This is a genomic window from Geodermatophilus sp. SYSU D00079 (assembly GCF_054050635.1).
The window spans coordinates 60,037-80,425 of the sequence record NZ_JBJGZS010000003.1 but is presented as its reverse complement, the minus strand read 5'-3'; the positions used below and the strand labels follow the sequence as shown (position 1 = coordinate 80,425).

The 20,389-nt window shown below is 74.4% G+C and carries 23 protein-coding genes; 6 read left to right on the top strand and 17 right to left on the bottom strand.

Annotation, left to right across the window (positions count from 1 at the left end; translation table 11 throughout):
* Positions 1–39: 39 nt before the first annotated feature.
* A complete protein-coding gene (locus tag ACI79E_RS04080; protein ID WP_456931264.1) occupies positions 40–261 on the top strand; it encodes a biotin/lipoyl-binding carrier protein in 222 nt (73 codons plus the stop codon).
* 24 nt (positions 262–285) lie between these two features.
* Here the strand turns inward: ACI79E_RS04080 and ACI79E_RS04075 are convergent, their stop codons facing one another.
* Complete coding sequence (locus ACI79E_RS04075; protein ID WP_456931263.1) at positions 286–792, bottom strand: GNAT family N-acetyltransferase; 507 nt, start codon at positions 790–792, stop codon at positions 286–288.
* Between the two features lie 86 nt (positions 793–878).
* Here ACI79E_RS04075 and ACI79E_RS04070 point away from each other — a divergent pair, with 86 nt between their 5' ends.
* Positions 879–2,363 (top strand): sensor histidine kinase, encoded by a 1,485-nt coding sequence (locus tag ACI79E_RS04070; protein ID WP_456931262.1) that lies wholly within the window; start codon positions 879–881, stop codon positions 2,361–2,363.
* A 98-nt stretch (positions 2,364–2,461) separates the two neighbouring features.
* Here the strand turns inward: ACI79E_RS04070 and ACI79E_RS04065 are convergent, their stop codons facing one another.
* Together ACI79E_RS04065 and ACI79E_RS04060 are read right to left on the bottom strand one after the other, a co-directional pair.
* Entirely contained in the window at positions 2,462–2,713 is a 252-nt protein-coding gene (locus ACI79E_RS04065) for a WhiB family transcriptional regulator (RefSeq protein ID WP_097208407.1), read from the bottom strand.
* 330 nt (positions 2,714–3,043) lie between these two features.
* Positions 3,044–4,066, bottom strand: coding sequence for a diacylglycerol/lipid kinase family protein (locus tag ACI79E_RS04060; protein ID WP_456931261.1), 1,023 nt, complete (start codon positions 4,064–4,066; stop codon positions 3,044–3,046).
* A gap of 107 nt (positions 4,067–4,173) precedes the next feature.
* On the opposite strand from ACI79E_RS04060, the gene ACI79E_RS04055 reads away from it, so the two are divergent.
* Complete coding sequence (locus ACI79E_RS04055) at positions 4,174–4,653, top strand: hypothetical protein (RefSeq protein ID WP_456931260.1); 480 nt, start codon at positions 4,174–4,176, stop codon at positions 4,651–4,653.
* A gap of 4 nt (positions 4,654–4,657) precedes the next feature.
* On the opposite strand, the gene ACI79E_RS04050 is transcribed toward ACI79E_RS04055, so the two are convergent.
* The 6 genes from ACI79E_RS04050 to sodN all read right to left on the bottom strand — a co-directional run bounded on the left by ACI79E_RS04050 (position 4,658) and on the right by sodN (position 9,263).
* A complete protein-coding gene (locus tag ACI79E_RS04050; protein WP_456931259.1) occupies positions 4,658–5,470 on the bottom strand; it encodes an HAD-IIA family hydrolase in 813 nt (270 codons plus the stop codon).
* Positions 5,467–5,952: an N-acetyltransferase family protein gene (locus tag ACI79E_RS04045; RefSeq protein ID WP_456931258.1), complete on the bottom strand. Its 486-nt coding sequence runs from the start codon at positions 5,950–5,952 to the stop codon at positions 5,467–5,469. Before ACI79E_RS04045 ends, ACI79E_RS04050 begins: the two co-directional genes overlap by 4 nt.
* Positions 5,949–6,776, bottom strand: a complete 828-nt coding sequence (pssA, locus tag ACI79E_RS04040; RefSeq protein WP_456931257.1) for a CDP-diacylglycerol--serine O-phosphatidyltransferase — start codon at positions 6,774–6,776, stop codon at positions 5,949–5,951. The genes ACI79E_RS04045 and pssA overlap by 4 nt, the downstream gene beginning before the upstream one ends.
* Before the next feature lie 11 nt (positions 6,777–6,787).
* On the bottom strand, positions 6,788–7,453 hold the full coding sequence (locus ACI79E_RS04035; protein ID WP_456931256.1) for a phosphatidylserine decarboxylase: 666 nt from the start codon (positions 7,451–7,453) through the stop codon (positions 6,788–6,790).
* Positions 7,454–7,485: 32 nt separating this feature from the next.
* Complete coding sequence (locus ACI79E_RS04030) at positions 7,486–8,772, bottom strand: PP2C family protein-serine/threonine phosphatase (protein ID WP_456931255.1); 1,287 nt, start codon at positions 8,770–8,772, stop codon at positions 7,486–7,488.
* Between the two features lie 89 nt (positions 8,773–8,861).
* Positions 8,862–9,263, bottom strand: a complete 402-nt coding sequence (gene sodN / locus ACI79E_RS04025) for a superoxide dismutase, Ni (RefSeq protein WP_456931254.1) — start codon at positions 9,261–9,263, stop codon at positions 8,862–8,864.
* Positions 9,264–9,383: 120 nt separating this feature from the next.
* Here sodN and ACI79E_RS04020 point away from each other — a divergent pair, with 120 nt between their 5' ends.
* Positions 9,384–9,692 carry a S26 family signal peptidase gene (locus tag ACI79E_RS04020; RefSeq protein ID WP_456931440.1) on the top strand — a complete coding sequence of 103 codons (309 nt, stop codon included), beginning with the start codon at positions 9,384–9,386 and terminating at the stop codon, positions 9,690–9,692.
* On the opposite strand, the gene ACI79E_RS04015 is transcribed toward ACI79E_RS04020, so the two are convergent.
* The gene (locus tag ACI79E_RS04015; RefSeq protein ID WP_456931253.1) at positions 9,675–10,280 is read right to left on the bottom strand and encodes a dTDP-4-dehydrorhamnose 3,5-epimerase family protein; all 606 of its coding nucleotides are present in this window, start codon (positions 10,278–10,280) and stop codon (positions 9,675–9,677) included. The two genes, ACI79E_RS04020 and ACI79E_RS04015, sit on opposite strands and share 18 nt — an antisense overlap.
* Before the next feature lie 53 nt (positions 10,281–10,333).
* Here ACI79E_RS04015 and ACI79E_RS04010 point away from each other — a divergent pair, with 53 nt between their 5' ends.
* Positions 10,334–11,542: an NAD(P)-dependent malic enzyme gene (locus tag ACI79E_RS04010; protein WP_456931252.1), complete on the top strand. Its 1,209-nt coding sequence runs from the start codon at positions 10,334–10,336 to the stop codon at positions 11,540–11,542.
* A 61-nt stretch (positions 11,543–11,603) separates the two neighbouring features.
* On the opposite strand, the gene ACI79E_RS04005 is transcribed toward ACI79E_RS04010, so the two are convergent.
* From ACI79E_RS04005 to ACI79E_RS03975, 7 genes are all read right to left on the bottom strand, one after another.
* The gene (locus tag ACI79E_RS04005) at positions 11,604–12,317 is read right to left on the bottom strand and encodes a metal-dependent hydrolase (protein ID WP_456931251.1); all 714 of its coding nucleotides are present in this window, start codon (positions 12,315–12,317) and stop codon (positions 11,604–11,606) included.
* Positions 12,318–12,382: 65 nt separating this feature from the next.
* A complete protein-coding gene (locus tag ACI79E_RS04000) occupies positions 12,383–12,805 on the bottom strand; it encodes a DUF2269 family protein (RefSeq protein WP_456931250.1) in 423 nt (140 codons plus the stop codon).
* 93 nt (positions 12,806–12,898) lie between these two features.
* Complete coding sequence (locus tag ACI79E_RS03995) at positions 12,899–13,081, bottom strand: DUF6104 family protein (protein WP_456931249.1); 183 nt, start codon at positions 13,079–13,081, stop codon at positions 12,899–12,901.
* A 68-nt stretch (positions 13,082–13,149) separates the two neighbouring features.
* Positions 13,150–17,028 carry a multifunctional oxoglutarate decarboxylase/oxoglutarate dehydrogenase thiamine pyrophosphate-binding subunit/dihydrolipoyllysine-residue succinyltransferase subunit gene (locus ACI79E_RS03990; RefSeq protein WP_456931248.1) on the bottom strand — a complete coding sequence of 1,293 codons (3,879 nt, stop codon included), beginning with the start codon at positions 17,026–17,028 and terminating at the stop codon, positions 13,150–13,152.
* 147 nt (positions 17,029–17,175) lie between these two features.
* A complete protein-coding gene (locus tag ACI79E_RS03985; RefSeq protein ID WP_456931247.1) occupies positions 17,176–17,985 on the bottom strand; it encodes an ankyrin repeat domain-containing protein in 810 nt (269 codons plus the stop codon).
* Positions 17,986–18,038: 53 nt separating this feature from the next.
* Complete coding sequence (locus tag ACI79E_RS03980) at positions 18,039–18,794, bottom strand: ABC transporter permease (protein WP_456931246.1); 756 nt, start codon at positions 18,792–18,794, stop codon at positions 18,039–18,041.
* Positions 18,791–19,732 carry an ABC transporter ATP-binding protein gene (locus tag ACI79E_RS03975; RefSeq protein WP_456931439.1) on the bottom strand — a complete coding sequence of 314 codons (942 nt, stop codon included), beginning with the start codon at positions 19,730–19,732 and terminating at the stop codon, positions 18,791–18,793. Before ACI79E_RS03975 ends, ACI79E_RS03980 begins: the two co-directional genes overlap by 4 nt.
* Before the next feature lie 173 nt (positions 19,733–19,905).
* Between ACI79E_RS03975 and ACI79E_RS03970 the strand changes: the two genes are divergently transcribed.
* Positions 19,906–20,364, top strand: a complete 459-nt coding sequence (locus ACI79E_RS03970; protein WP_456931245.1) for a universal stress protein — start codon at positions 19,906–19,908, stop codon at positions 20,362–20,364.
* Positions 20,365–20,389: the final 25 nt, after the last annotated feature.

Genomic DNA, 20,389 nt, shown 5'->3' with positions numbered 1-20,389 from the left:
GCGTGCTTGGATGGACGCAGGCGAGCGAGGGAGGTGCCGGTGGCGGTCGAGGAGATCCACGCCGAGATGGTGTCGAGCGTCTGGAAGGTGCTCGTGCAGCCGGGCAGCGAGGTGGCCGCCGGTGACACCCTGGTGATCCTCGAGTCGATGAAGATGGAGATCCCGGTGCTGACCGAGCGCGCCGGGAGGGTGCGGGAGCTGCACGTCGTCGAGGGCGAGGTGCTCCAGGAGGGCGACCTCATCGCCACGGTCGACGACTGAGGGAGACCCCGGACGACGGGCGCGTCACAGCTCCCGGGCGTAGACCATCAGCTCGACCCCGGGCACGGGCGACCAGTCGCGCTCCGGCAGCCGGGTGAAGCCCAGGCGCGCGTACAGCCGGTGGGCCGCGGTCATCCGTGGGTCGGTGGAGAGCACCATCCGCCGTTTGCCGGCCGCGCGGGCCCGCGTGAGGCAGTCGGTCACCAGCCGTTCCCCGATGCCCCGACCCCGCTCGGCCGGGTCGACGACGAGCATGCGGAACGCCGCCTCGTCGTCGGACTCGACCACCTCGCCGAACTCGCCGTCGAGCACCAGCGCCACGCTGCCCACCACCCGCCCGCCCGCGTCGCGGGCGACGAGCAGCTCCGCGCGGGCCGCCCGGCCCTCCACGTCGGCCAGCGCGGGGAGGTACTCGGGTGGGGCCAGGCCGCCGTCGACGTACACGCGCACGGTCAGCTCGGCGATGGCGGGGAAGTCCACGGGCCGGGCGTGCTCGACGGAGACGCGGGAGGCGCCGGTGGGGGAGACCACGTCGGCAGCCTAGGTGCGGCCCTCCCGCCGGGCCCGCCGCGAGCGGTGCGGGCCGGGAGGGGGCCCTTCTCTACGCTCGGAGCACCATGAGCAGCCTCTCCGAGCGCCTCACCCGGGGTGCGGCCTCCGCGCCCGCCCAGGTCGACCACGCCCGCCGGCTGGTCGCCGACTGGCAGCTGCTGGCCGACCTCTCCTTCGCCGACCTCACCCTGTGGGTGCCGCTGCCGACCGGGGCCTGGTGGTGCGTGGCGCAGGTGCGGCCGCTGACGGCCCCCACCAGCCAGCCGGAGGACCTCGTCGGCTCGGAGCTGCAGGGGCCCGGCGCGGAGCCGTTCGAGGTCGCCCACCGGGAGGGGCGCCCGGTCACCGAGGGCGAGCCGGACTGGTCGGGGGCGGCCCCCCGGCGTCGCGAGGTGATCCCGGTCCGGCACGACGGCGTCGTGGTCGCCGTCCTCGCGCGGGACACGAACCTGGCGGTCACCCGGTCGCCGTCCACGCTGGAGCTGACCTACCTCGACATCGCCGCCGACCTGTGCCTCATGGTCTCGGCGGGCACCTTCCCGCCGGAGAAGCTGCTGGACGCCGAGCTGAGCCCGCGCGTGGGTGACGGCCTGGTGCGCCTGGACGGGACCGGCGCCGCGGTCTACGCCAGCCCCAACGCGCTGTCGGCCTACCGCCGCATGGGCGTCACCGGGGACGTCGTCGGGGCCGACCTGGCCCGGCTCACCCGCGACGCGGCCGCCGACCGGGTGGCGGGGGAGGCGGTGGTGGCCGGGATCCGGGCCGCCGTCGCCGGGCGGTTCCCCGACCCGATGGACGTCGAGGGGCAGGCCGCCACGATGCTGGTGCGGGCGCTGCCGTTGCAGGCGCCCGGCGGTGAGGAGGGCGCGCTGGTGCTGGTGCGCGACGTCACCGACGTCCGGCGCCGCGACCGCGCGCTGCTCACCAAGGACGCCACCATCCGCGAGATCCACCACCGGGTGAAGAACAACCTGCAGACGGTGGCCGCGCTGCTGCGGCTGCAGGCGCGGCGGATGACGGTGCCCGCGGCCCGGGAGGCGCTGGAGGAGTCGGTGCGCCGGGTGTCCTCCATCGCCGTGGTGCACGAGACCCTGGCCGGCAGCCGGGAGGACGTGGTCGACGTCGACGACGTCCTCGACCAGGTGCTGCCGATGCTGGGCGACCTCACCTCGGTCGGCCCGGCGGCCTGCACCCGGCGCGTGGGCCAGTTCGGCGAGCTGCCGTCGGTGGCGGCGACCCCGCTGGTCCTCGCGGTCACCGAGCTGCTGCACAACGCCGCCGAGCACGCCTTCCCGGAGGGCCGGCCCGGCACCATCGAGCTGGTCGCCGAGCGCGACGGCGACGACCTCGTCGTGCGGGTGCGCGACGACGGGCGCGGCCTGCCGGCGGACTTCGACGTCGCGGCCAGCGACGGGCTGGGCCTGCAGATCGTGCGCACCCTCGTCACCAGCGAGCTCGGCGGGCACCTGAGCATGGGCGGCGAGCCCACCGGCCGGCCGGGGACCGAGGTGGTGCTGACGCTGCCCGGAGCCGGTCGGCTCCGGCGCTGAACAGCCGCGAGGCCGGACCGGGTGCGCCCGGACCGGCCTCGTGACGGTTCAGTACGGCGGTGCCGGGCGCGGGGCCCGGACGCCGGCGTGCGGTGTGCTCAGGCGGTGCGGACCCGGGTGCGAGCCTGACGCCGCTTCAGCGCGCGCCGCTCGTCCTCGGACAGCCCACCCCAGACGCCGGAGTCCTGACCCGAGCGCAGGGCCCAGTCCAGGCAGGACTCGACGACCGGGCAACGCCGGCACACACCCTTGGCCTGCTCGATCTGGCCGAGGGCCGGACCGGTCGTCCCGATGGGGAAGAACAGCTCCGGGTCCTCGTCGCGGCAGAGCGCGCGGTGGCGCCAGTCCATGGCGGTGTTCTCCTCGATGTCGTCTACGGTGTGGTGCGTCAGTCGCCGGCCTCGGACCGCTCCGCAGGCCGGCACCGGGATTGGCCAGCGCCATGGCACAGCGACTTCGTGCATTTGTTACCGACAGGTTGCTTTCCTGCCGCGATGTTTTCACGGCGTGGGGGCCTGTCAAGCAGATCGGGGGCTTCGGTCGACCCCTCGTGAGCAAGCTCACCACGGGCGTGCTAGGTGCGCCACTCGACCTGCCCATCCCGCGGCCGGGCCGTTGACAACCCTTGCCCGGCGTGCGCAAAGACGCAGGTCACACCCGGAATTGCGAGAACGCCCGGTTCAGGCGACGACGCGCAGGGCGGCGGGCACGCTGCACACCCGCAGCCCCGTCGCCGTCCCCAGGTGGTCGCCGTCGACCTGCCACCCCTGGGGCCGCTGCGCGGTGATGGTCAGCCACGGCAGGTCGTGCCGGCGGTGCACCCCGCGGCCGCGGGCGTCGGGCCGGGCGGCGAAGACCTGGCGCACGTGGTGCAGCATGCGCAGCACCCCCATCCGGCCCATCGCGAACACGTCCAGCCCGGCGTCGAAGGACGCCTCCGGGCTCGGGTTGACCGGCCGCGCGCCGAGGTAGGTCCACGGCGAGACGTTGGAGACCAGGCAGAGGAACACCCCGTCCAGCGGCGGCTCCCCGGGCAGCTCCAGGGTCATGGGCGGACGCCGCCGCTCGTGCCCCAGGACGAACGCGCTGGTCGCCTCCACCACGTACAGCGCTCCGGTGGACCGCCGTCCCCGGGCCCGCTGCGCCTCCACGCGCCCGATGACGTCGGCGTCGAAGCCCAGGCCGGCGCTGAAGGCGAACCAGCGCGGGTCGGTCCACCCCGGGTGCGCCGCGGCCCCCGCGTCGGCGGCCTCCTGGGCGCGGGCGGGGTCGGGCAGCGCCACCGGGGCGCCGGTGGCGCCGCGGGCGCTGGCGGTGCCCAGGGAGACGCGGCGGGTGCGCCCGGCCCGCAGCGAGTCGGTGATCTCACCGGCCGCCGTCACCGGGTCGCGGGACCGCCCCAGGGCCCGGGAGAAGACGTTGGTGGACCCGCCCGGGACGACGGCCAGCGGCGGCAGGTGCTCGCCCGGTCCGCGGTGCAGGAGCCCGTTGACCACCTCGTTGACCGTGCCGTCACCGCCGAGGGCGACGACGACGTCGACGCCGTCGGCGCAGGCCTCCCGGGCCAGCTCCGTGCCGTGGCCGCGGTGGGTCGTCTCGGCGAGGTCCACCTTCAGCTCGCCGCCCAGGACGGCGAGGACGTCGTCGCGGACGCTGCGGTTGGTCGTCGTCGCCGCGGGGTTGGCCACCACGAGCGCACGCATGCCGGTCAGGCTAACCAGGACCGCGCCCGCTCCCCGGCAGGCACAGGGAGGACGCGGGCGCCGGCGGTCGAGGGGGGCACCCGGCCGCGGCGCGTACCCTCGCGGCCGTGACGGAGGAGGCGGGGGCGCAGCCCCCGAGACAGCGCCGGCTGGCCGAGCGGCTGCTCGGCGGCGCTGCCGAGCCCACGGCGGCCCGCCCGGCCCGGCGGACCGAGGCGCCGCCGGCCGTCCGCCGTGCGGCGCTGGTCGTCGCCGTGGAGGCCGCCGCGCTCGGCGTCGTCGCGCTGGTGCTGCTGTACCTGACCATCACCTCCGAGCCCGACAGCCTGGGCCGGGCCCTCGCCGAGGTCGTCTACGTCGGCTTCTTCGCCGCCGTGCTGACCGCGGCGGCCGTCGGGCTGTGGCGGGTGTCGGGCTGGGCCCGCGGGCCGGTGGTCGTGCTGCAGGTGCTGCTGGGCCTGTTCGGCTGGTTCTCGGCGTTCGAGTGGGGCGGCCCGCTGGTCGGCGTCCCGCTGCTGGTGCTCGTCGCCCTGGAGCTGTGGCTGCTGGCCACGCCGGAGGCGCGGCTGGCCTTCTCCGGGCGCTGAGCCCTCAGACCAGGTCGACGACGTCGGCGATGGAGTCCAGGACCCGCCCGGGCCGGAACGGGAACCGCGCCACGTCGGTGGCCCGGGTGGAGCCGGTCAGCACCAGGATCGTGTCCAGCCCGGCCTCGATGCCGGCGACGACGTCGGTGTCCATCCGGTCGCCGATCATCACCGTGGACTCCGAGTGCGCGGCGATCCGGTTCATCGCGCTGCGGAACATCATCGGGTTCGGCTTGCCGACGAAGTAGGGCTCCGCGCCGGTCGCCTTGGTGATCATCGCCGCGACCGACCCGGTGGCCGGCAGTGGGCCCTCGGGGGAGGGCCCGGTGACGTCGGGGTTGGTCGCGATGAACCGCGCGCCGTGGCCCACCAGCCGGATGGCCCGGGTGATGGCCTCGAAGGAGTAGGTGCGGGTCTCCCCGAGGACGACGTAGTCCGGGTCGGTGTCGGTCAGGGTGTACCCCGCCTCGTACAGCGCCGTGGTCAGGCCGGCCTCGCCGATGACGTAGGCCGAGCCGCCGGGCAGCTGGGTGGCGAGGAAGTCCGCCGTCGCCAGGGCCGAGGTCCAGATGGACTCCTCGGGCACGTCCAGGCCGGAGCGGGCCAGCCGCGCGGCCAGGTCGCGCGGGGTGAAGATCGAGTTGTTGGTGAGGACGAGGAAGCGGCGTCCCCGCTCGACCAGTCGCTGCAGGAACTCCGCGGCGCCGGGGAGCGCGTTGCCCTCGTGCACCAGGACACCGTCCATGTCGGTGAGCCAGCACTCCGCGGGCCGGCGCTCGGTGCCCGGGTGGGCGCGGGTGTCGGCCGGCCCGCTCACCGCGGCCGCCGGTCGGCGGCGAAGCCGCTGAGGGCCTCGTCGGTGAGCCGGAAGACCGTCCACTCGTCCATGGGGACCGCTCCGGCGCCCTTGTAGAACTCGATCGACGGGGTGTTCCAGTCCAGCACCGACCACTCCAGCCGGCTGTAGCCGCGCTCCACGCACACCTCGGCGAGCGTGCGCAGCAGCTCGCGGCCCAGGCCGCTGCCGCGGTGCCGGGGCTGGACGTAGAGGTCCTCGAGGTAGATGCCGTGGGTGCCCCTCCAGGTGGAGAAGTTGAGGAACCACAGCGCCATCCCGACCACCTCGCCGTCGACCACCGCGACGTGGCCGGACAGCTTCGGCGAGTCGCCGAACAGGGCGGCGCTCAGCTGCTCCTCGGTCAGCCGGACCTCGTGGGCGGCCTTCTCGTACTCGGCGAGCTCCCGGACCAGACCGACCACGGCCGGCACGTCGTCGGGGCGGATGGGCCGCACGCTCATGTGAGCAGCTCCTTGAGTCGGGTCGGCACGAGCCGGGACAGCGGGGACAGCAGCGGCACGAGGACCGGTGCCAGCAGGTAGCCGTAGGCCAGCACACAGCCGGTGACCACGGGCGCGAGGGCGAAGCCGACGACCACCGCCAGCGCGGCGACCACCAGCCCGTAGGGCTTCCCGCTCTTCGGGCTGACCAGCGAGCGGAACGAGCGGAACCGGACGGTGCTCACCATGAGCAGCGCCGGCACGGCGACGATCAGCAGCACCCACAGCCGGTCGCGGCCGTGCATCTGGTCACCGAAGGCGAACACCGAGGCCAGGACGACGCCGGCGGCGCCGGGGCTGGGCATGCCGGTGAAGTACCGCTTGTCGGCGGTGGGGTCGATCGTCGTGTTGAACCGGGCCAGGCGGATCGCGGCGCACGCCACCCAGAGGAAGCAGACCACCCAGCCGAGGGGGTCCCACTCGTCGCGGCCCTCGGAGAACAGCGTGAACGCCAGCAGCGCCGGGGCCAGGCCGAAGGACACCAGGTCGGCCAGCGAGTCGAACTGCAGCCCGAAGGGCGTGACGGCGCCGACCAGCCGGGCCACCGCGCCGTCGGTGATGTCGAAGACCACCGACAGCCCGACCAGCACCGCGGCCAGGGTGTACTGCCCGCGGATCGACACCAGGATCGCGGCGAAGCCGCACATCATGTTGGCGAGGGTGAACAGGCTGGGCAGGGTCGCCAGCGCCCGGCGCCGGGTGCCGCGGACCGAGCCGCGGACGAACTCGACGGTGGCCGTGCGCCGGGTCGGGGGGAGCCGGTGGCCGGAGGCTGAGCTGGGCACGGGGGCGCTCCTCAGCCGGCCGCGGGCCAGCGGGCGATGACGGTCTCGCCGCCCCGCACCCGCTGCCCCGTGCGGACGGTGATCGTGCACTCCCGCGGGACGAACACGTCCATCCGGGAGCCGAACTTCATCAGCCCCATCCGCTCGCCGGTCTCCAGCCGCTGCCCGACGCCGGTGCGCGTGACGATGCGCCGGGCGAGGACCCCGACGATCTGCCGGAACACCACGGTGCGCTCGCCGTCGCGCAGCCACAGCTCGCTGCGCTCGTTGCGGTGCGCGGACTCCTTGCGGTAGGCGGCCAGGAAGCTGCCCTTGCGGTAGGAGCTCTCGACGACCTCGCCGCGGTACGGCGAGCGGTTGACGTGCACGTCGACGACCGACAGGAAGACGCTGACCTGCTGCCAGTCCCCGTCGGGCGCCACGCCCTCCTGCGGCTCCCCGGCGACCATCACCACCCCGTCGGCCGGGGAGACGACGTCGTCGGGGTCCGGCGGCCGGACGTCGCAGCGGCGGTCGGGGTCGCGGAAGAACAGCGCCATGTAGGCGGCCAGGCCGACCAGCGGCCAGGCCGCGACCCGGAGACCGCGTCGTCCGGTGGCCCGTCCCGCGGCGGTGAGCAGGGCGGCGGGGGCCAGGGGCCCGGTGATGAAGGGCCACCCGGCCGGGTCGATGCGCATCGTGGTCAAACGGTACCGGGACGCACCCGGCGTCACCCGGGGGCGGCGGGTGGGGAGACGCGTGCGGGATCGGCGCCGTGCTCGCTGTTCCGGGCCCGCTGCGGGCCGCCGTACCAGTCCAGGCACAGCATCGTCGCGTCGTCCCTCAGGTCGTGGCCGGTGGCGCCGAGGACGGCGGCGCCGAGGGCGTGCACGACCTCCCGCGGGTGCAGGTCGGCGGTGGCGGCCAGCGTGGCGGCGACGTCGAGGCTGGCGGCGTTGCGCTCCTGCATGCCGTCGGTGAGGAAGACGATCCGGTCGCCCGGCTCCAGCGCGAGGGGCTGCACCGTGAACGACCCGCCCGGCCGGACGCCGAACGGCGGGTCGATCGCCAGTGTGACCTCGCTGACCCGGCCGTCGCGCAGCCGCAGGGGGAACGGGTGGCCGGCGTTGACGACGACGGCGGTGCCGCTGTGCAGGTCGATCCGCACCAGCTGCCCGGTGACGAACTGACCCGGGGCGGCGTTCTCGGCCAGCGCGTCGTTGGCGTAGCGGGCCTGCGCGAGCAGGTCCAGCCCGCGCCGCCGGCCGTTGCGCAGGCCGCCGACCAGCAGCGTCGCGAGGAGGGCGGCGGGCACCTGGTGGCCGACGGCGTCGGTGATCGACAGCTGCAGCGCGTCGCGGTCGAGCGTGTAGTCGAACGTGTCCCCGCCGACGGAGCTGGCCGGCTCCATCCAGCCGGCCAGGGTGAACTGCGCGGCCTCGCAGCTGTAGGCGTCCGGGAGCAGGCGGCGCTGGATCTCGGCGGCCAGGGTGAACGGGGTGGAGCGCATGCCCCACTCGAAGACGTCGGTGTGCCGGCGGGCGGCGATGACGGCGTAGGCCAGCGCGTGCGCGGCGCTGCGCACCTCCTCCAGCACCTGCGGTGTGGGCGCCTCGGGCAGGAGCAGCTCCACCAGGCCGATCGCGTCGCCCCGGTCGGTGACCGGGACCAGGGCCCGGTACAGGTCGTCCTCGGCGCGCACGTCGGCCTGCTGTGAGCGCAGCACCTGCTCGAAGACGCTGCCCGCGAGCGGCACGGTCTGGGGTTGTTCGGCGGCGTGGCTGCGGGCACCGGCGGCCGGCCCGGAGGAGGAGAGCCGGACGACGGCCCGGCCGCTGAAGTCGGCGATCAGGAAGCTGACCGCGCGTGCGCCCACCTGCTCGGCGAGGGCGGCCGCGACGGCCTCGACCGCCTCGATGGGAGCGGCGTCCTCGACCCGCTGGAGCAGTGCCCCGACGTCGATCGGAGACCTCCTGGCTGACGTGTGCGGTGGACGGTCGGGGGAGTGCGCGGTCATCCCGGCGGCCGCCGGGGCGAGGGGGCAGACGACAGCGGCGCCGACCGGCGGGGATCCCCGCCGGACGGCGCCGCTGCCAGCGGGAGCGGTCAGGCCGCGGCCTTGGTCTCCCAGAAGATCTTGTCGATCTCGGCGATGTAGTCGAGCAGCTTCTGCCCCTCGGCGGGGTCCATGCTGCCCTTGCCGCCGGAGGCGCCGGCCTGCTTGGTCGCCTTGTTGAACAGCTCGTGCAGCTGCGGGTACTTCTCGAAGTGCGGGGCCTTGAAGTAGTCGGTCCACAGCACCCACAGGTGGTGCTTGACCAGGTCGGAGCGCTGCTCCTTGATCAGGATCGCCCGGGTGCGGAAGACCGGGTCCTCGTTGGCCTGGTACTTCTCCTGGATCGCCTTGACGGACTCCGCCTCGATGCGGGCCTGGGCCGGGTCGTACACGCCGCAGGGGAGGTCGCAGTGCGCGGTGGCCTCCACGGCGGAGAACATGCGGAAACGCATGGACTTGCCCTCCGGGTCTCGTGGGTCGTTTCGTCTGCGACCCTACTCCCGGTGAACGCCGACGACAGGTCCGAGGACGAGACCCCCGGAACGGTCCCGCCGCTGGTCACGCCCTGGGTCATGGCCCGTGTCTCCGGTCCGTCCATGTCCCCGACCGTGCGGCACGGCGACCGGTTGCTGGTGCGCCGGGTCGACGCCGCGGACGCAGTGGGCGCCGGCGACGTCGTCCTGGCCCGGTTCCCGACCCGCCCGGGGCTGCTCGTGGTCAAGCGGGTGCACCGGGCCGTGCCCGGGGGGCACTGGGTCGTGGGGGACAACCCGCTGGTCGCCGACGACAGCCGGGCGTTCGGTCCCGCGGTCGTCGTGGGCCGGGTCGTCGGCCGGCTCTGGCCGCGCCCGGGGCGCCTGGGGTCAGCGCCCGCCGCGTAGCTGCGCGTACCGCGCGGTGCACTCCTCCATCGTGGGCAGCAGCCCCTGCTGGCGCGCCTGCTCCAGGGTGGGGGCCTGCTGGTCCTTGGCGGAGAGCTCGAACTCCACGTCGGCCGGCCAGGGCAGGCCCAGCGCCGGGTCCAGCGGGTGGATGCCGAACTCCCGCGTCGGGTCGTAGCCACTGGAGACCAGGTAGGTCACCGAGCTCGCGTCGGTGAGGGAGACGAAGGCGTGGCCGAGCCCCTCGGCCAGGTACACCGCCCGCGGCCGGTCGCTGTCCAGGACGACGGCGTCGTGCGCGCCGAACGTCGGGGAGCCCACGCGGACGTCGACGACGACGTCGAGCACCCGGCCCGCCGGGCAGTACACGTACTTGGCCTGGCCGGGCGGCACCAGCGCGAAGTGGACGCCGCGCAGCACCCCGCGGGCGGAGACGCTGTGGTTGGCCTGGGCGAGGCCCAGGCCGAACCCGAGCGCCCCGGACAGGACGTCGGCGCGGTACCACTCGGTGAACCGGCCCCGGGCGTCACCGTGGGGGACCAGGTCCAGGACGTAGGCGTCGCGCACGGCGAGTTCGCGGATCTGCACGGAGTCGACCGTAGCGATGCGGTGGACGGCGACCGGTCTACGCTGCCGTGTCCATGGGCGGAACCCAGCATCCCGAGTCCTCCGCTCCCCGGGCGGGGAGCCCCGACCGATTCGCCGACGACCCGGCGTTCGCGGTGCACGAGGGCGGGAAGTTGGCGGTACGCCCCACCCGCTCGATCGACTCCGTGGCCGACCTCGCGCTCACGTACACCCCGGGGGTCGCCCGGGTCTCCAGCGCGATCGCCGCGGAGCCCGAGCTCGCGCACCGGTTCACCTGGGCGCCGCGCGTGGTCGCCGTGGTCTCCGACGGCACCGCCGTCCTCGGCCTGGGCGACATCGGGCCGGCCGCCGCGCTGCCGGTCATGGAGGGCAAGGCCTGCCTGTTCAGCGAGTTCGCCGGCCTGTCGTCGGTGCCGGTGGTGCTCTCGACGACCGACACCGACGCGATCGTCGAGACGGTGGCGGCGATCGCGCCGTCCTTCGGCGGGATCAACCTCGAGGACATCAGCGCGCCGCGCTGCTTCGAGATCGAGGAGCGGCTGCGCGAGCGGCTGGACATCCCGGTCATGCACGACGACCAGCACGGGACGGCGATCGTCGTCCTGGCCGCGCTGCGCAACGCCGCGCGGATCGTGGGCCGCGAGATCGGCGACCTGCGGGTCGTCGTCGCCGGCGCCGGGGCGGCCGGGATCGCCTGCACCAAGATCCTGCTCGAGGCGGGCATCGGCGACATCGCGGTGGCCGACTCCCGCGGCGTGGTCCACACGGGCCGCGACGACCTCACGCCGATCAAGCGCTGGGTCGCGGAGAACACCAACCGCGCCGGGTACGCGGGCACGATGACCGGCGCCCTGGAGGGGGCCGACGTCTACCTGGGCCTGTCCGGCGGGTCGGTGCCCGAGTCGGCGATCGCCACCATGGCCGAGCGCTGCATCGTGTTCTCCCTGGCCAACCCGATCCCCGAGGTCGACCCGGAGATGGCGGCCCGGTACGCGGCGGTGGTCGCCACCGGCCGCAGCGGCGAGCCGAACCAGATCAACAACGTGCTCGCCTTCCCGGGGGTCTTCCGCGGGGCGATCGACGCCGGCGCCACCTCCATCACCGAGGAGATGAAGCTGGCGGCCGCGACCGCGATCGCGGACGTGGTGGGCGACGAGGTGCGCGCCGACTACGTCGTCCCGAGCCCGCTGGACCGGCGGGTGGCCGAGGCGGTGGCCGCCGCGGTGGCGGCCTGCGCGCGGGAGCAGGGCGTCACCCGCTGAGCGAGGCGCCCCTGCCGGGCCCGCCACGCGCACGCGCGTGGCGAGCCCGGCACAGGGCCGCTCAGCCCAGTCCGCGCAGGTCCTGCAGCCAGGGGTCGACGGCCGCCCGGACGCCGGTGTTGGCGTACACGAACCACAGCGTGACGACGACGAACGCCGGCGCCAGGACCGCCTTCTCCAGGACCGTCCCGGTGCGCAGCGGGGTGAGGGCCAGCCGGCAGCGCCTGACCAGCCACACCAGCGGCACGGGCACGCCCTGGGTGGTGATCGCGTCGCCGGCGATGTGGGTGAGCACGCCCAGCGCGACCGCCCACGGCAGCCAGGCCGGGGCGGGCATGTGCTCCAGGAGCAGCCACGCCCCGGCCCAGGACAGCACGAGGTTGCCGACGACGGTGTTCTCCGCGCGGCCCGGGATGACGAAGTGCAGGGCCCGCAGCGCCAGCCCGATCGCGAGGGCCATGAGCAGCAGGCTGGACCAGAACGCGTTGGCCGCGGCCAGCGCGAGGGCGCCGAACGCGACGGGGGCGAGGACCGCGTCGTGGGTGCCCCACCGGTGCCCCTGGGCCAGCCGGCCGACCGCGCCCGAGGGCACGTCCGTGACCGGGCCCCACATGTCGGAGACCGTGGAGCCGCTGTGGTCCAGGTCCGGCAGCATCGACATCCCGCCGACGGCGGCGATCCACGCGACCTGGGCGATCGGGCCCTCCACCGGGGCCCACGGGAGCGTCGCGGCTCCCGCGGCCAGCCCCGAGAGGGCGTGGGAGTGACCGAGCACGCACGAAGCGTGCCGCCGCCGTCCCCGTCAGCGGGGGACGCGGCCATCCGGGCGTGTCGGTCGGCTCAGGGCTTCCAGACCATCAGCACGGCGACGGCGAGCAGCAGCAGCGAGACCACGCCCGAGCCGGCGGCGATGCGACCGTAGAGGGCCGTGGCCGGGCGGCCCCCGGCGAGGTCGGCCGCCGCGCGGCTCAGCGAGGGGACGACGAGGACGAGGCTGAGCACGAGGGCGAGCAGGTACAGCACGATCGACAGCCACAGCCAGGTCCGCGACAGCGGGATGCCCTCGACCCCCGACACACCGAACCCGAACACGGCCACCGCCAGCGAGGCCCACGTGAAGACCCGGGTCGAGCGGGTGAGCAGCTCCACCATCGGCCCGTTGCCGGCCCGCACCGCGCGCAGGGCGGTCTGGGGGAGCAGGGCCATCGGCCCGATGAGGAAGACGGCGGCGACGACGTGCAGGACGGCGAGGACGGTGCCCATGACCCGAGGCTAGGCAACCGTGGCCCCGTCCCGGCCGAGGCCCGCTGCAGGGTCCCGCCGCGGGCGTGCGAGCGGTGGGGGGCGGGAGGCCTGCTACTCGTCCTCGTCGTCCGTGCCGCCGCGGGCCAGCCAGGTGGCCAGCCGCTCGACGGGTACCTCGAAGTCGGGGTGCTGGTCGACGAAGGCCTGCATCTGGTCCGCGAGCCAGGCGAGGGTGACCTGCTCCTCGCCCCGCCGGTCGGCGAGCTCCTCGAGACCGCGGTCGGTGAAGTACACGCAGCAGAACCTACGACGCCCGGCCACCGACTGGGTCGGCGGCCGGGCGTCGGCGGGAACGGGGTGGGTCAGCGGGCGAAGGCGTCCGCGATCAGCTGCTTCTGCTCCACCTCGTGGACCTTGGCCGAGCCGACGGCAGGGCTGGCCGAGGCCCGGCGGCTGACCCGCCGCAGGCTGCGGCCGGCCGGCAGGTGCTCGGGCAGGTTGACCGCCATGAACTGCCAGGCGCCCATGTTCGCCGGCTCCTCCTGCACCCAGACCACGTCCGAGGCGTTCGGGTAGCGCTCGAGGGCCTGGGCGATCTGCTCGGCCGGCAGCGGGTAGAGCTGCTCCACCCGCACGACCGCGACGTCGGCGGTGCCCTCGGTCTCCCGCTGGGCGAGCAGGTCGTAGGCGACCTTGCCGCTGCACAGCAGCACCCGCCGGACGGCGGCGTCGTCGAGCGGGTCGCCCCCGACGCCCGGGTCGGGCAGCACCGGCCGGAAGGTCTCCTCGGTGAAGTCCGCGACCGGGCTGACGGCCGCCTTGGCCCGCAGCAGCGACTTCGGCGTGAAGACCACCAGCGGCCGGTGCACGTCCGACAGCGCCTGGCGGCGCAGCAGGTGGAAGTAGTTCGCCGGCGTCGAGCAGTTGGCGACGGTCATGTTGTTCTCCGCCGACAGCTGCAGGAAGCGCTCGATGCGGCCGCTGGAGTGGTCCGGGCCCTGGCCCTCGAGACCGTGCGGCAGCAGCAGGACGACGCCGGACCGCTGGCCCCACTTGGCCTCACCGGAGCTGATGTACTCGTCGATGACCATCTGGGCGCCGTTGACGAAGTCGCCGAACTGCGCCTCCCACAGCACCAGCGCCTTGGGGTTGGCCAGCGAGTAGCCGTACTCGAAGCCCAGCGCCGCGTACTCCGACAGCAGCGAGTCGTAGACGAAGAACTTCGCCTGGTCCTCGGACAGGTGGGCCAGCGGCGTGTACTCCGCGGCGGTCTCCCGGTCGATGAGCACCGAGTGGCGCTGCACGAAGGTGCCGCGGCGGGAGTCCTGCCCGGCCAGCCGGACCGGGATGCCCTGCATGAGCAGCGACCCGAAGCCGAGCAGCTCACCCATCGCCCAGTCGATGCCACCCTCGCTCACCATCGCCGCGCGCCGCTCGAGCAGCCGCTGCAGCTTCGGGTGGACGGTGAAGTCCGGCGGCAGCGAGACGTGCGCGTCGCCGATCGCCTTGAGCACCTCGGTGCTGATCGCGGTGGCCACCGTGGACGACTCCTGGGCCGGCTGGTCCATGGCCGGCTGGGCCTTCGGGGTGTCCTGGGTGTCGTGGGTCTCGGCGAAGGCCCGCTCCAGCTGCCCGCGGTAGTCCTTGAGCGCCTCCTCGGCCTCGGCCAGGGTGATGTCCCCGCGGCCGATGAGCGCCTCGGTGTAGAGCTTCCGGACCGAGCGCTTGCGGTCGATGATGTCGTACATCAGCGGCTGGGTCATCGACGGGTCGTCGCCCTCGTTGTGCCCGCGGCGGCGGTAGCACACCAGGTCGATGACGACGTCCTTCTTGAACTCCTGCCGGTACTCCACCGCGAGCCGGGCCACGCGCACGCACGCCTCGGGGTCGTCGCCGTTCACGTGGAAGATCGGCGCGCCGATCATCCGCGCGACGTCGGTGGAGTAGAGGCTCGAGCGCGACTGAGCCGGGCTGGTGGTGAAGCCGACCTGGTTGTTGATGACGACGTGCACGGTGCCGCCGGTGCGGTAGCCGCGCAGCTGCGAGAGGTTGAGCGTCTCGGCGACCACGCCCTGGCCGGCGAAGGCCGCGTCACCGTGCAGCAGGACCGGCAGGACGGTGAAGCCCTGCTCGCCCTTGTCGATCATGTCCTGCTTGGCGCGCACGACGCCCTCGAGGACGGGGTTGACCGTCTCCAGGTGCGAGGGGTTGCTGGCCAGCGACACGTCGATCTCGGCGTCGGGCCGGAACGGGTTGCGGAACGTGCCCTCGGCGCCCAGGTGGTACTTGACGTCGCCGGAGCCCTGCACGGTGCCCGGGTCGATGTTGCCCTCGAACTCGCCGAAGATCTTGGCGTAGCTCTTGCCCAGCACGTTGGCCAGCACGTTGAGGCGGCCGCGGTGGGCCATGCCGATCGCGACCTCGTCGAGGCCGTGGTCGGTGCCGGCGATGAGGACCTCGTCCAGCAGCGGGATGACCGACTCGCCGCCCTCGAGGCTGAACCGCTTCTGCCCGACGTACTTGGTCTGCAGGAAGGTCTCGAACGCCTCGGCGGCGTTCAGCCGGCCGAGGATGTGCTTCTGCTTCTCACGGTCGGGCTGGTCGGCCTTGACCTCGACGCGCTTCTGGATCCACTCGCGCTCTTCGGGGTCGGTGATGTGCATGTACTCCACGCCGACGGTGCGGCAGTAGGAGTTGCGCAGCACGCCCAGCACGTCGCGCAGGGCCATCAGCCGCTCGCCGGCGAACCCGCCGACCGGGAACTTCCGGTCGAGGTCCCACAGGGTCAGGCCGTGCTGGAGGATGTCGAGGTCGGGGTGGCTGCGGACCTTGAACTCGAGCGGGTCCGTGTCGGCCATGAGGTGGCCGTTGCGCCGGTAGGACTCGATGACCTCGATGACCCGGGCTTCCTTGTCGATCTGCCCCTCGCGGCTGACCCGCACGTCGGGCATCCAGCGCACCGGCTCGTAGGGGATGCGCAGCGAGCGGAAGACCCCGTCGTAGAAGCCGTCCTCGCCGAGGAGCAGCTGGTGCAGCCGGCGCAGGAAGTCACCGGACTGGGCGCCCTGGATGATCCGGTGGTCGTAGGTGGAGGTCAGCGTGATGATCTTGCTGACGGCCATCTCGGTGAGCGCCTCGGAGCTCATCCCCTGGAACTCCGCCGGGTACTCCATGGCGCCGACGCCGACGATCGTGCCCTGGCCGGCGGTCAGGCGCGGCACCGAGTGGTTGGTGCCGATCGTGCCCGGGTTGGTGAGGCTGATGGTGGTGCCGGAGTAGTCCTCGAGGGTCAGCTTGCCGGCGCGGGCGCGGCGGATGACGTCCTCGTAGGCGGCCCAGAACTGGGCGAAGTCCATCTCCTCGGCGGCCTTGATCGAGGCGACGACGAGGGAGCGGGAGCCGTCGGGCTTGGGCAGGTCGATGGCCAGGCCGAAGTTGACGTGCTCGGGCTGCACCAGGGTCGGCTTGCCGTCGACCTCGGCGTAGGAGGCGTTCATCTCCGGGAAGTCGTCCAGCGCCCGGACCAGCGCGTAGCCGATCAGGTGGGTGAACGACACCTTGCCGCCGCGGGCGCGCGCCAGGTGGTTGTTGATGACGATGCGGTTGTCGACCAGCAGCTTCGCCGGCACCGCGCGCACGCTGGTCGCCGTCGGCACCGTCAGCGACGCGTTCATGTTCTTGACGATGCTGGCGGCCGCACCGCGCAGCGGGGTGCGCTTGGGACCCCCGCCGTCGGCGGCCTTCGGGGCCGGCTTGGCGGCGGGCTTGGGGGCGGGGGTGGCCGCCTGCTGCTGGGCGGTCCGCTCGGCGGCGCGGTTCACGACGGTGTCCTCGGTCTTGGGCTCGACGGCCGTCGCGCGGGACGGTGCCGCCGCCGCGGGGGCCGGCTGCTGCGGCTTGCCGGCCGGCTGCTGTGGCTCGGGGGCCGGCGCGGCGGGGGCCTGCGACGCGGGGGCCGGCGACGCGGGGGCGGTCACCTCCTGCGTCGGCGCGGGGGTGGCGGGGGTGGCCGGCGGCGGCGTGGAGCCCCCGTCGGGGGAGGCGGCGGGTGTCTCACGGTCGTCGCTGGCGGCCACCGGGCTCCCCGGCCGGTAGTCGGCGAAGAACTCGTGCCACGCCTGGTCCACGCTGGACGGGTCGGCGAGGAACTGCTGGTACATCTCCTCGACCAGCCACTCGTTGGTGCCGAACCCCGCGACCGCGGAGGAGGAGGGAGTGGCGGACGGCCGGGATGAGCTCACGCTTGACACGGGGTCGAGTGCCTTCTTCGTCGTCGGTGGACGTCTCTGGACCGGGCGGTCAGTCTACGCCCGTCCCGTGCCCCTGACCGGCCGTGCAGCGGCACGTCGGCAGGTCGGGGGCGGGAGCGGGCACGTCGGGGGCCCCGCTCAGTCGGTGGCGCCGCGGGTGACCAGGAGGTCGGCGAGCGCGTCGTGGGCGGTCGCCTGACCTGCGTCGGCGCGCCGGTTGCGGGCCGCGGACACCCGGCTGATGTCCAGGGCGCTGGCGCCGTCGTTGGTCGTCGCGTTGACGTCGGCCCCGGCGTCCAGGAGGGCGCGCACGACCTCGGGCGCGTCGCCGTCGGCCCCGGCGGTCACCGCGGCGTGCAGCGGGGACCGGCCGGTGTCGGGGTCCCGCCGGTCGACGTCGGCGCCGGCGTCGAGCAGCAGGCGGACCACCTCCAGGTGGCCGCCGGCCGCGGCGGCGTGCAGGGCCCCGCCGTCGACGTCGGCACCCCGGTCGAGCAGCGCCCGCACCGCGCCGGACGCGCCCCCGGCCGCCGCCCAGGTCAGCAGGTGCACGCCGGTGACCGGGTCGGCCAGCGGGGTTCCCCGGTCCAGCTCGGCGGTCAGCTGGTCGACGTCGTCGAGGTAGGCGGCGCTGGGGGCGTCCACCGGGGCGCCGAGCTCACGGAGCACCGCCACCAGCTGGGGGGCGGACTCCAGGGCCACGTGCAGCGGCGTCCGGTCGTGCTCGGTGCGCGCGCCGAGGTCGGCGCCGGCGGCGACGAGCACGCGGACCACCTCCGCCTGCGCCTCCGCGACGGCCACGTGCAGCGGCGTCCACCCGCCCTGGCCGGCCCGCTCCAGGGGCGTGGCCAGCAGGCGGGGGGAGTCGCTGACGGCCGTGCGGACGGCCTCGGTGTCGCCCTCGGCGATCAGCCGGCCCAGCCGCTGTGCGGTCATGCGGACGGTCATCGGGGGATCCCCGTTCCTGGTGTCGGGTGTGCGGGTGCGGCGTCCCGCGGGCGTCAGACGACGTCGCGCCGGACGGCCAGCAGGGCGCCCAGGAGGGCCGCGACCAGACCGTATCCGAGGAGCAGGACGGCTCCCTGCCAGGGCTGGAGGAGGTCGGGCCCCTGGAAGGTCGCGGTCATGGCCTCCAGCCCGCCGCCGGGCAGCCACTTGTAGGCCGGGGCCGTCGCCGGGATGGACCGGATGATCGGCTCGACCACGAAGAGGTAGACCAGCCCGCCGACGATGGCCCCGACCTGGTTGCGCAGCAGGGCGCCCAGGCCGACCCCGATGACGGCGTAGACGACCAGCGCCAGCCCGCTGCTGGCCAGGATCCGCAGGTTGTCCCCGGTGAGCGACGGCGCGTCGCCCTTGGCCCCGGCGTGGACCAGCACGACCAGGTAGTTGACGGCCAGGACGACCAGCGCGAAGGGCACCGCGGCCAGCGCGTAGCCGACCAGCTTGGCGACGACGACGCGGCCGCGGCGGGGCGTGGTGAGGAACGTCGGGGTGGCGGTCCGGTGCCGGTACTCCTGGGTCATCCCGATGATCCCGAGGATGAGGAAGAGCACCGTCACGTTGGCCGCGGTGGCGAGGATGAGCTCCTCGTACTGCTCCGTGCCCACCGCCGGCAGTCCGCTCTGCGCGTCGCCGGCGAACGAGGTGAACAGGATCGCGAACCCGGCGACCATCACGCAGGAGCCGAGCAGCAGCCCGATCCACACGCGCGTGGTGAACAGCTTGGTCCACTCGGCGCGGACGAGCGCGGTCATCGGGCTGCTCCCTGCGTGGTGGTGTCGGTCGAGGAGGCGGCGTACTGCTCCTGGCCGGCGGTGAGCCGGAAGTACAGCTCCTCCAGCCCGCTGGACTCCGCCCGCAGCTCGTGCAGCTCGAGGCCGGCCCGGAAGGCCCGGGCGCCGACCTCGGCCGGCGTCGCACCGGTCACCGTGACCAGGCCGTCGTCGCCGCGGCGGACGACGAGCCCGGCGGCCTGGAGGGCCTCGGCCAGCCGCGCCGGCTCCGGGCCCCGGACGAGCACCGCGCCCTCGCCCTGGGCGCCCGTGCGCAGCTCGGCGATCGAGCCCTCCCGGACCAGCCGTCCGGCGCCGACGATGACCACGCGGTCGGCGGTGTGCTCCATCTCCGACAGCAGGTGGCTGGAGACCAGCACCGTCCGGCCCTGGTCGTGGGCCAGGTGGCGGATGAAGCCGCGCAGCCACTGGATGCCCTCGGGGTCCAGCCCGTTGGCCGGCTCGTCGAGCACGAGGACCGAGGGGTCGCCGAGGAGGGCGGTGGCCAGCGCCAGCCGCTGGCGCATGCCGAGGGAGTAGCCGCCCGCCCGGCGCCCGCCTGCGTCGGCCAGGCCGACCTGGGCCAGCACGTCGTCGGCCCGGGAGACCGGCAGGCCGGCGGCGCGGCAGTACACGCGCAGGTGGTTGCGGCCGGAGCGGGCCGGGTGGAAGGCCGTCTCGAGCACCGCGCCCACCGTGCGCACCGGGGCGGGCAGGGAGGTGTAGGGCGCGCCGTTGAACGTCGCCGTCCCGGAGTCGGGGCGCTCGAGGCCGAGCACCATGCGCATGGTCGTGGTCTTGCCGGCCCCGTTGGGGCCGAGGAAGCCGGTGACCGAGGCGGGCTCGACGGTGAAGGTGAGGTCGTCGACGGCGCGGACGGCGCCGAAGGTCTTGGTGAGTCCGCGGACCTCGACCCGCACGGGGTCGGGCCGGGCGGGGCTGCCGGGGTGGATGGCACTCTCCTCGCGTTCGGGGGGCCGGACGGCGCGTCCATCCAACCGCACCGGGACGACGGTCCGGCAGTGCCGCGCGGGCGTGGCGGCCCCGGGTGACGACGGGCACACGCAGCGCTGAGCAGGTAGGTTGCCTGCCCGTGAGCGCCTATCGCACGGTGGTCGTCGGGACCGACGGGTCGGAGTCCTCCCTGCGCGCGGTGCGCCGCGCCGGCGCGCTGGCCGGGGCCTGCGCCGCCCGGCTGGTGATCGTCTGCGCCTACCTGCCGCCGCGCGCCGACGACCGCGAGGTCCGCCGCGCCCAGGAGGTGCTCGGCGAGGACGCCTACCAGGTCATCGGCAACGCCCCGGCGGAGGAGACCGTGCGCACCGCCGCCGAGCGCGCCCGCGCCGCCGGCGCGACCGACGTCTACCCGATCGCCGTCGTCGGCTCGCCGGTCGAGGCGCTGATGGACGTCGTCGCGCGCGAGCAGGCCGACCTGCTGGTCGTCGGCAACCGTGGCCTCAACAGCATCAAGGGCCGGCTGCTCGGCTCGGTCCCCTCCGACGTGACCCGCCGTTCCGCCATCGACGTGCTGGTCGTCCACACCACGGGCTGAGTCCTGCCCGAGACCGGCCCCGACG

Bases quoted from the DNA above. Each gene is read 5' to 3' on its own strand.
- ACI79E_RS04035 (WP_456931256.1), bottom strand. From the start codon at position 7,453: ATGCGCATCGACCCGGCCGGGTGGCCCTTCATCACCGGGCCCCTGGCC.
- ACI79E_RS03985 (WP_456931247.1), bottom strand. From the start codon at position 17,985: ATGACCGTCCGCATGACCGCACAGCGGCTGGGCCGGCTGATCGCCGAG.
- ACI79E_RS04060 (WP_456931261.1), bottom strand. From the start codon at position 4,066: ATGCGTGCGCTCGTGGTGGCCAACCCCGCGGCGACGACGACCAACCGC.
- ACI79E_RS04000 (WP_456931250.1), bottom strand. From the start codon at position 12,805: ATGGGCACCGTCCTCGCCGTCCTGCACGTCGTCGCCGCCGTCTTCCTC.
- ACI79E_RS04020 (WP_456931440.1), top strand. From the start codon at position 9,384: ATGGCCCGTGTCTCCGGTCCGTCCATGTCCCCGACCGTGCGGCACGGC.
- ACI79E_RS04010 (WP_456931252.1), top strand. From the start codon at position 10,334: ATGGGCGGAACCCAGCATCCCGAGTCCTCCGCTCCCCGGGCGGGGAGC.
- ACI79E_RS04030 (WP_456931255.1), bottom strand. From the start codon at position 8,772: ATGACCGCGCACTCCCCCGACCGTCCACCGCACACGTCAGCCAGGAGG.
- ACI79E_RS04045 (WP_456931258.1), bottom strand. From the start codon at position 5,952: ATGAGCGTGCGGCCCATCCGCCCCGACGACGTGCCGGCCGTGGTCGGT.
- ACI79E_RS04065 (WP_097208407.1), bottom strand. From the start codon at position 2,713: ATGGACTGGCGCCACCGCGCGCTCTGCCGCGACGAGGACCCGGAGCTG.
- sodN (WP_456931254.1), bottom strand. From the start codon at position 9,263: ATGCGTTTCCGCATGTTCTCCGCCGTGGAGGCCACCGCGCACTGCGAC.
- ACI79E_RS03980 (WP_456931246.1), bottom strand. From the start codon at position 18,794: ATGACCGCGCTCGTCCGCGCCGAGTGGACCAAGCTGTTCACCACGCGC.
- ACI79E_RS04070 (WP_456931262.1), top strand. From the start codon at position 879: ATGAGCAGCCTCTCCGAGCGCCTCACCCGGGGTGCGGCCTCCGCGCCC.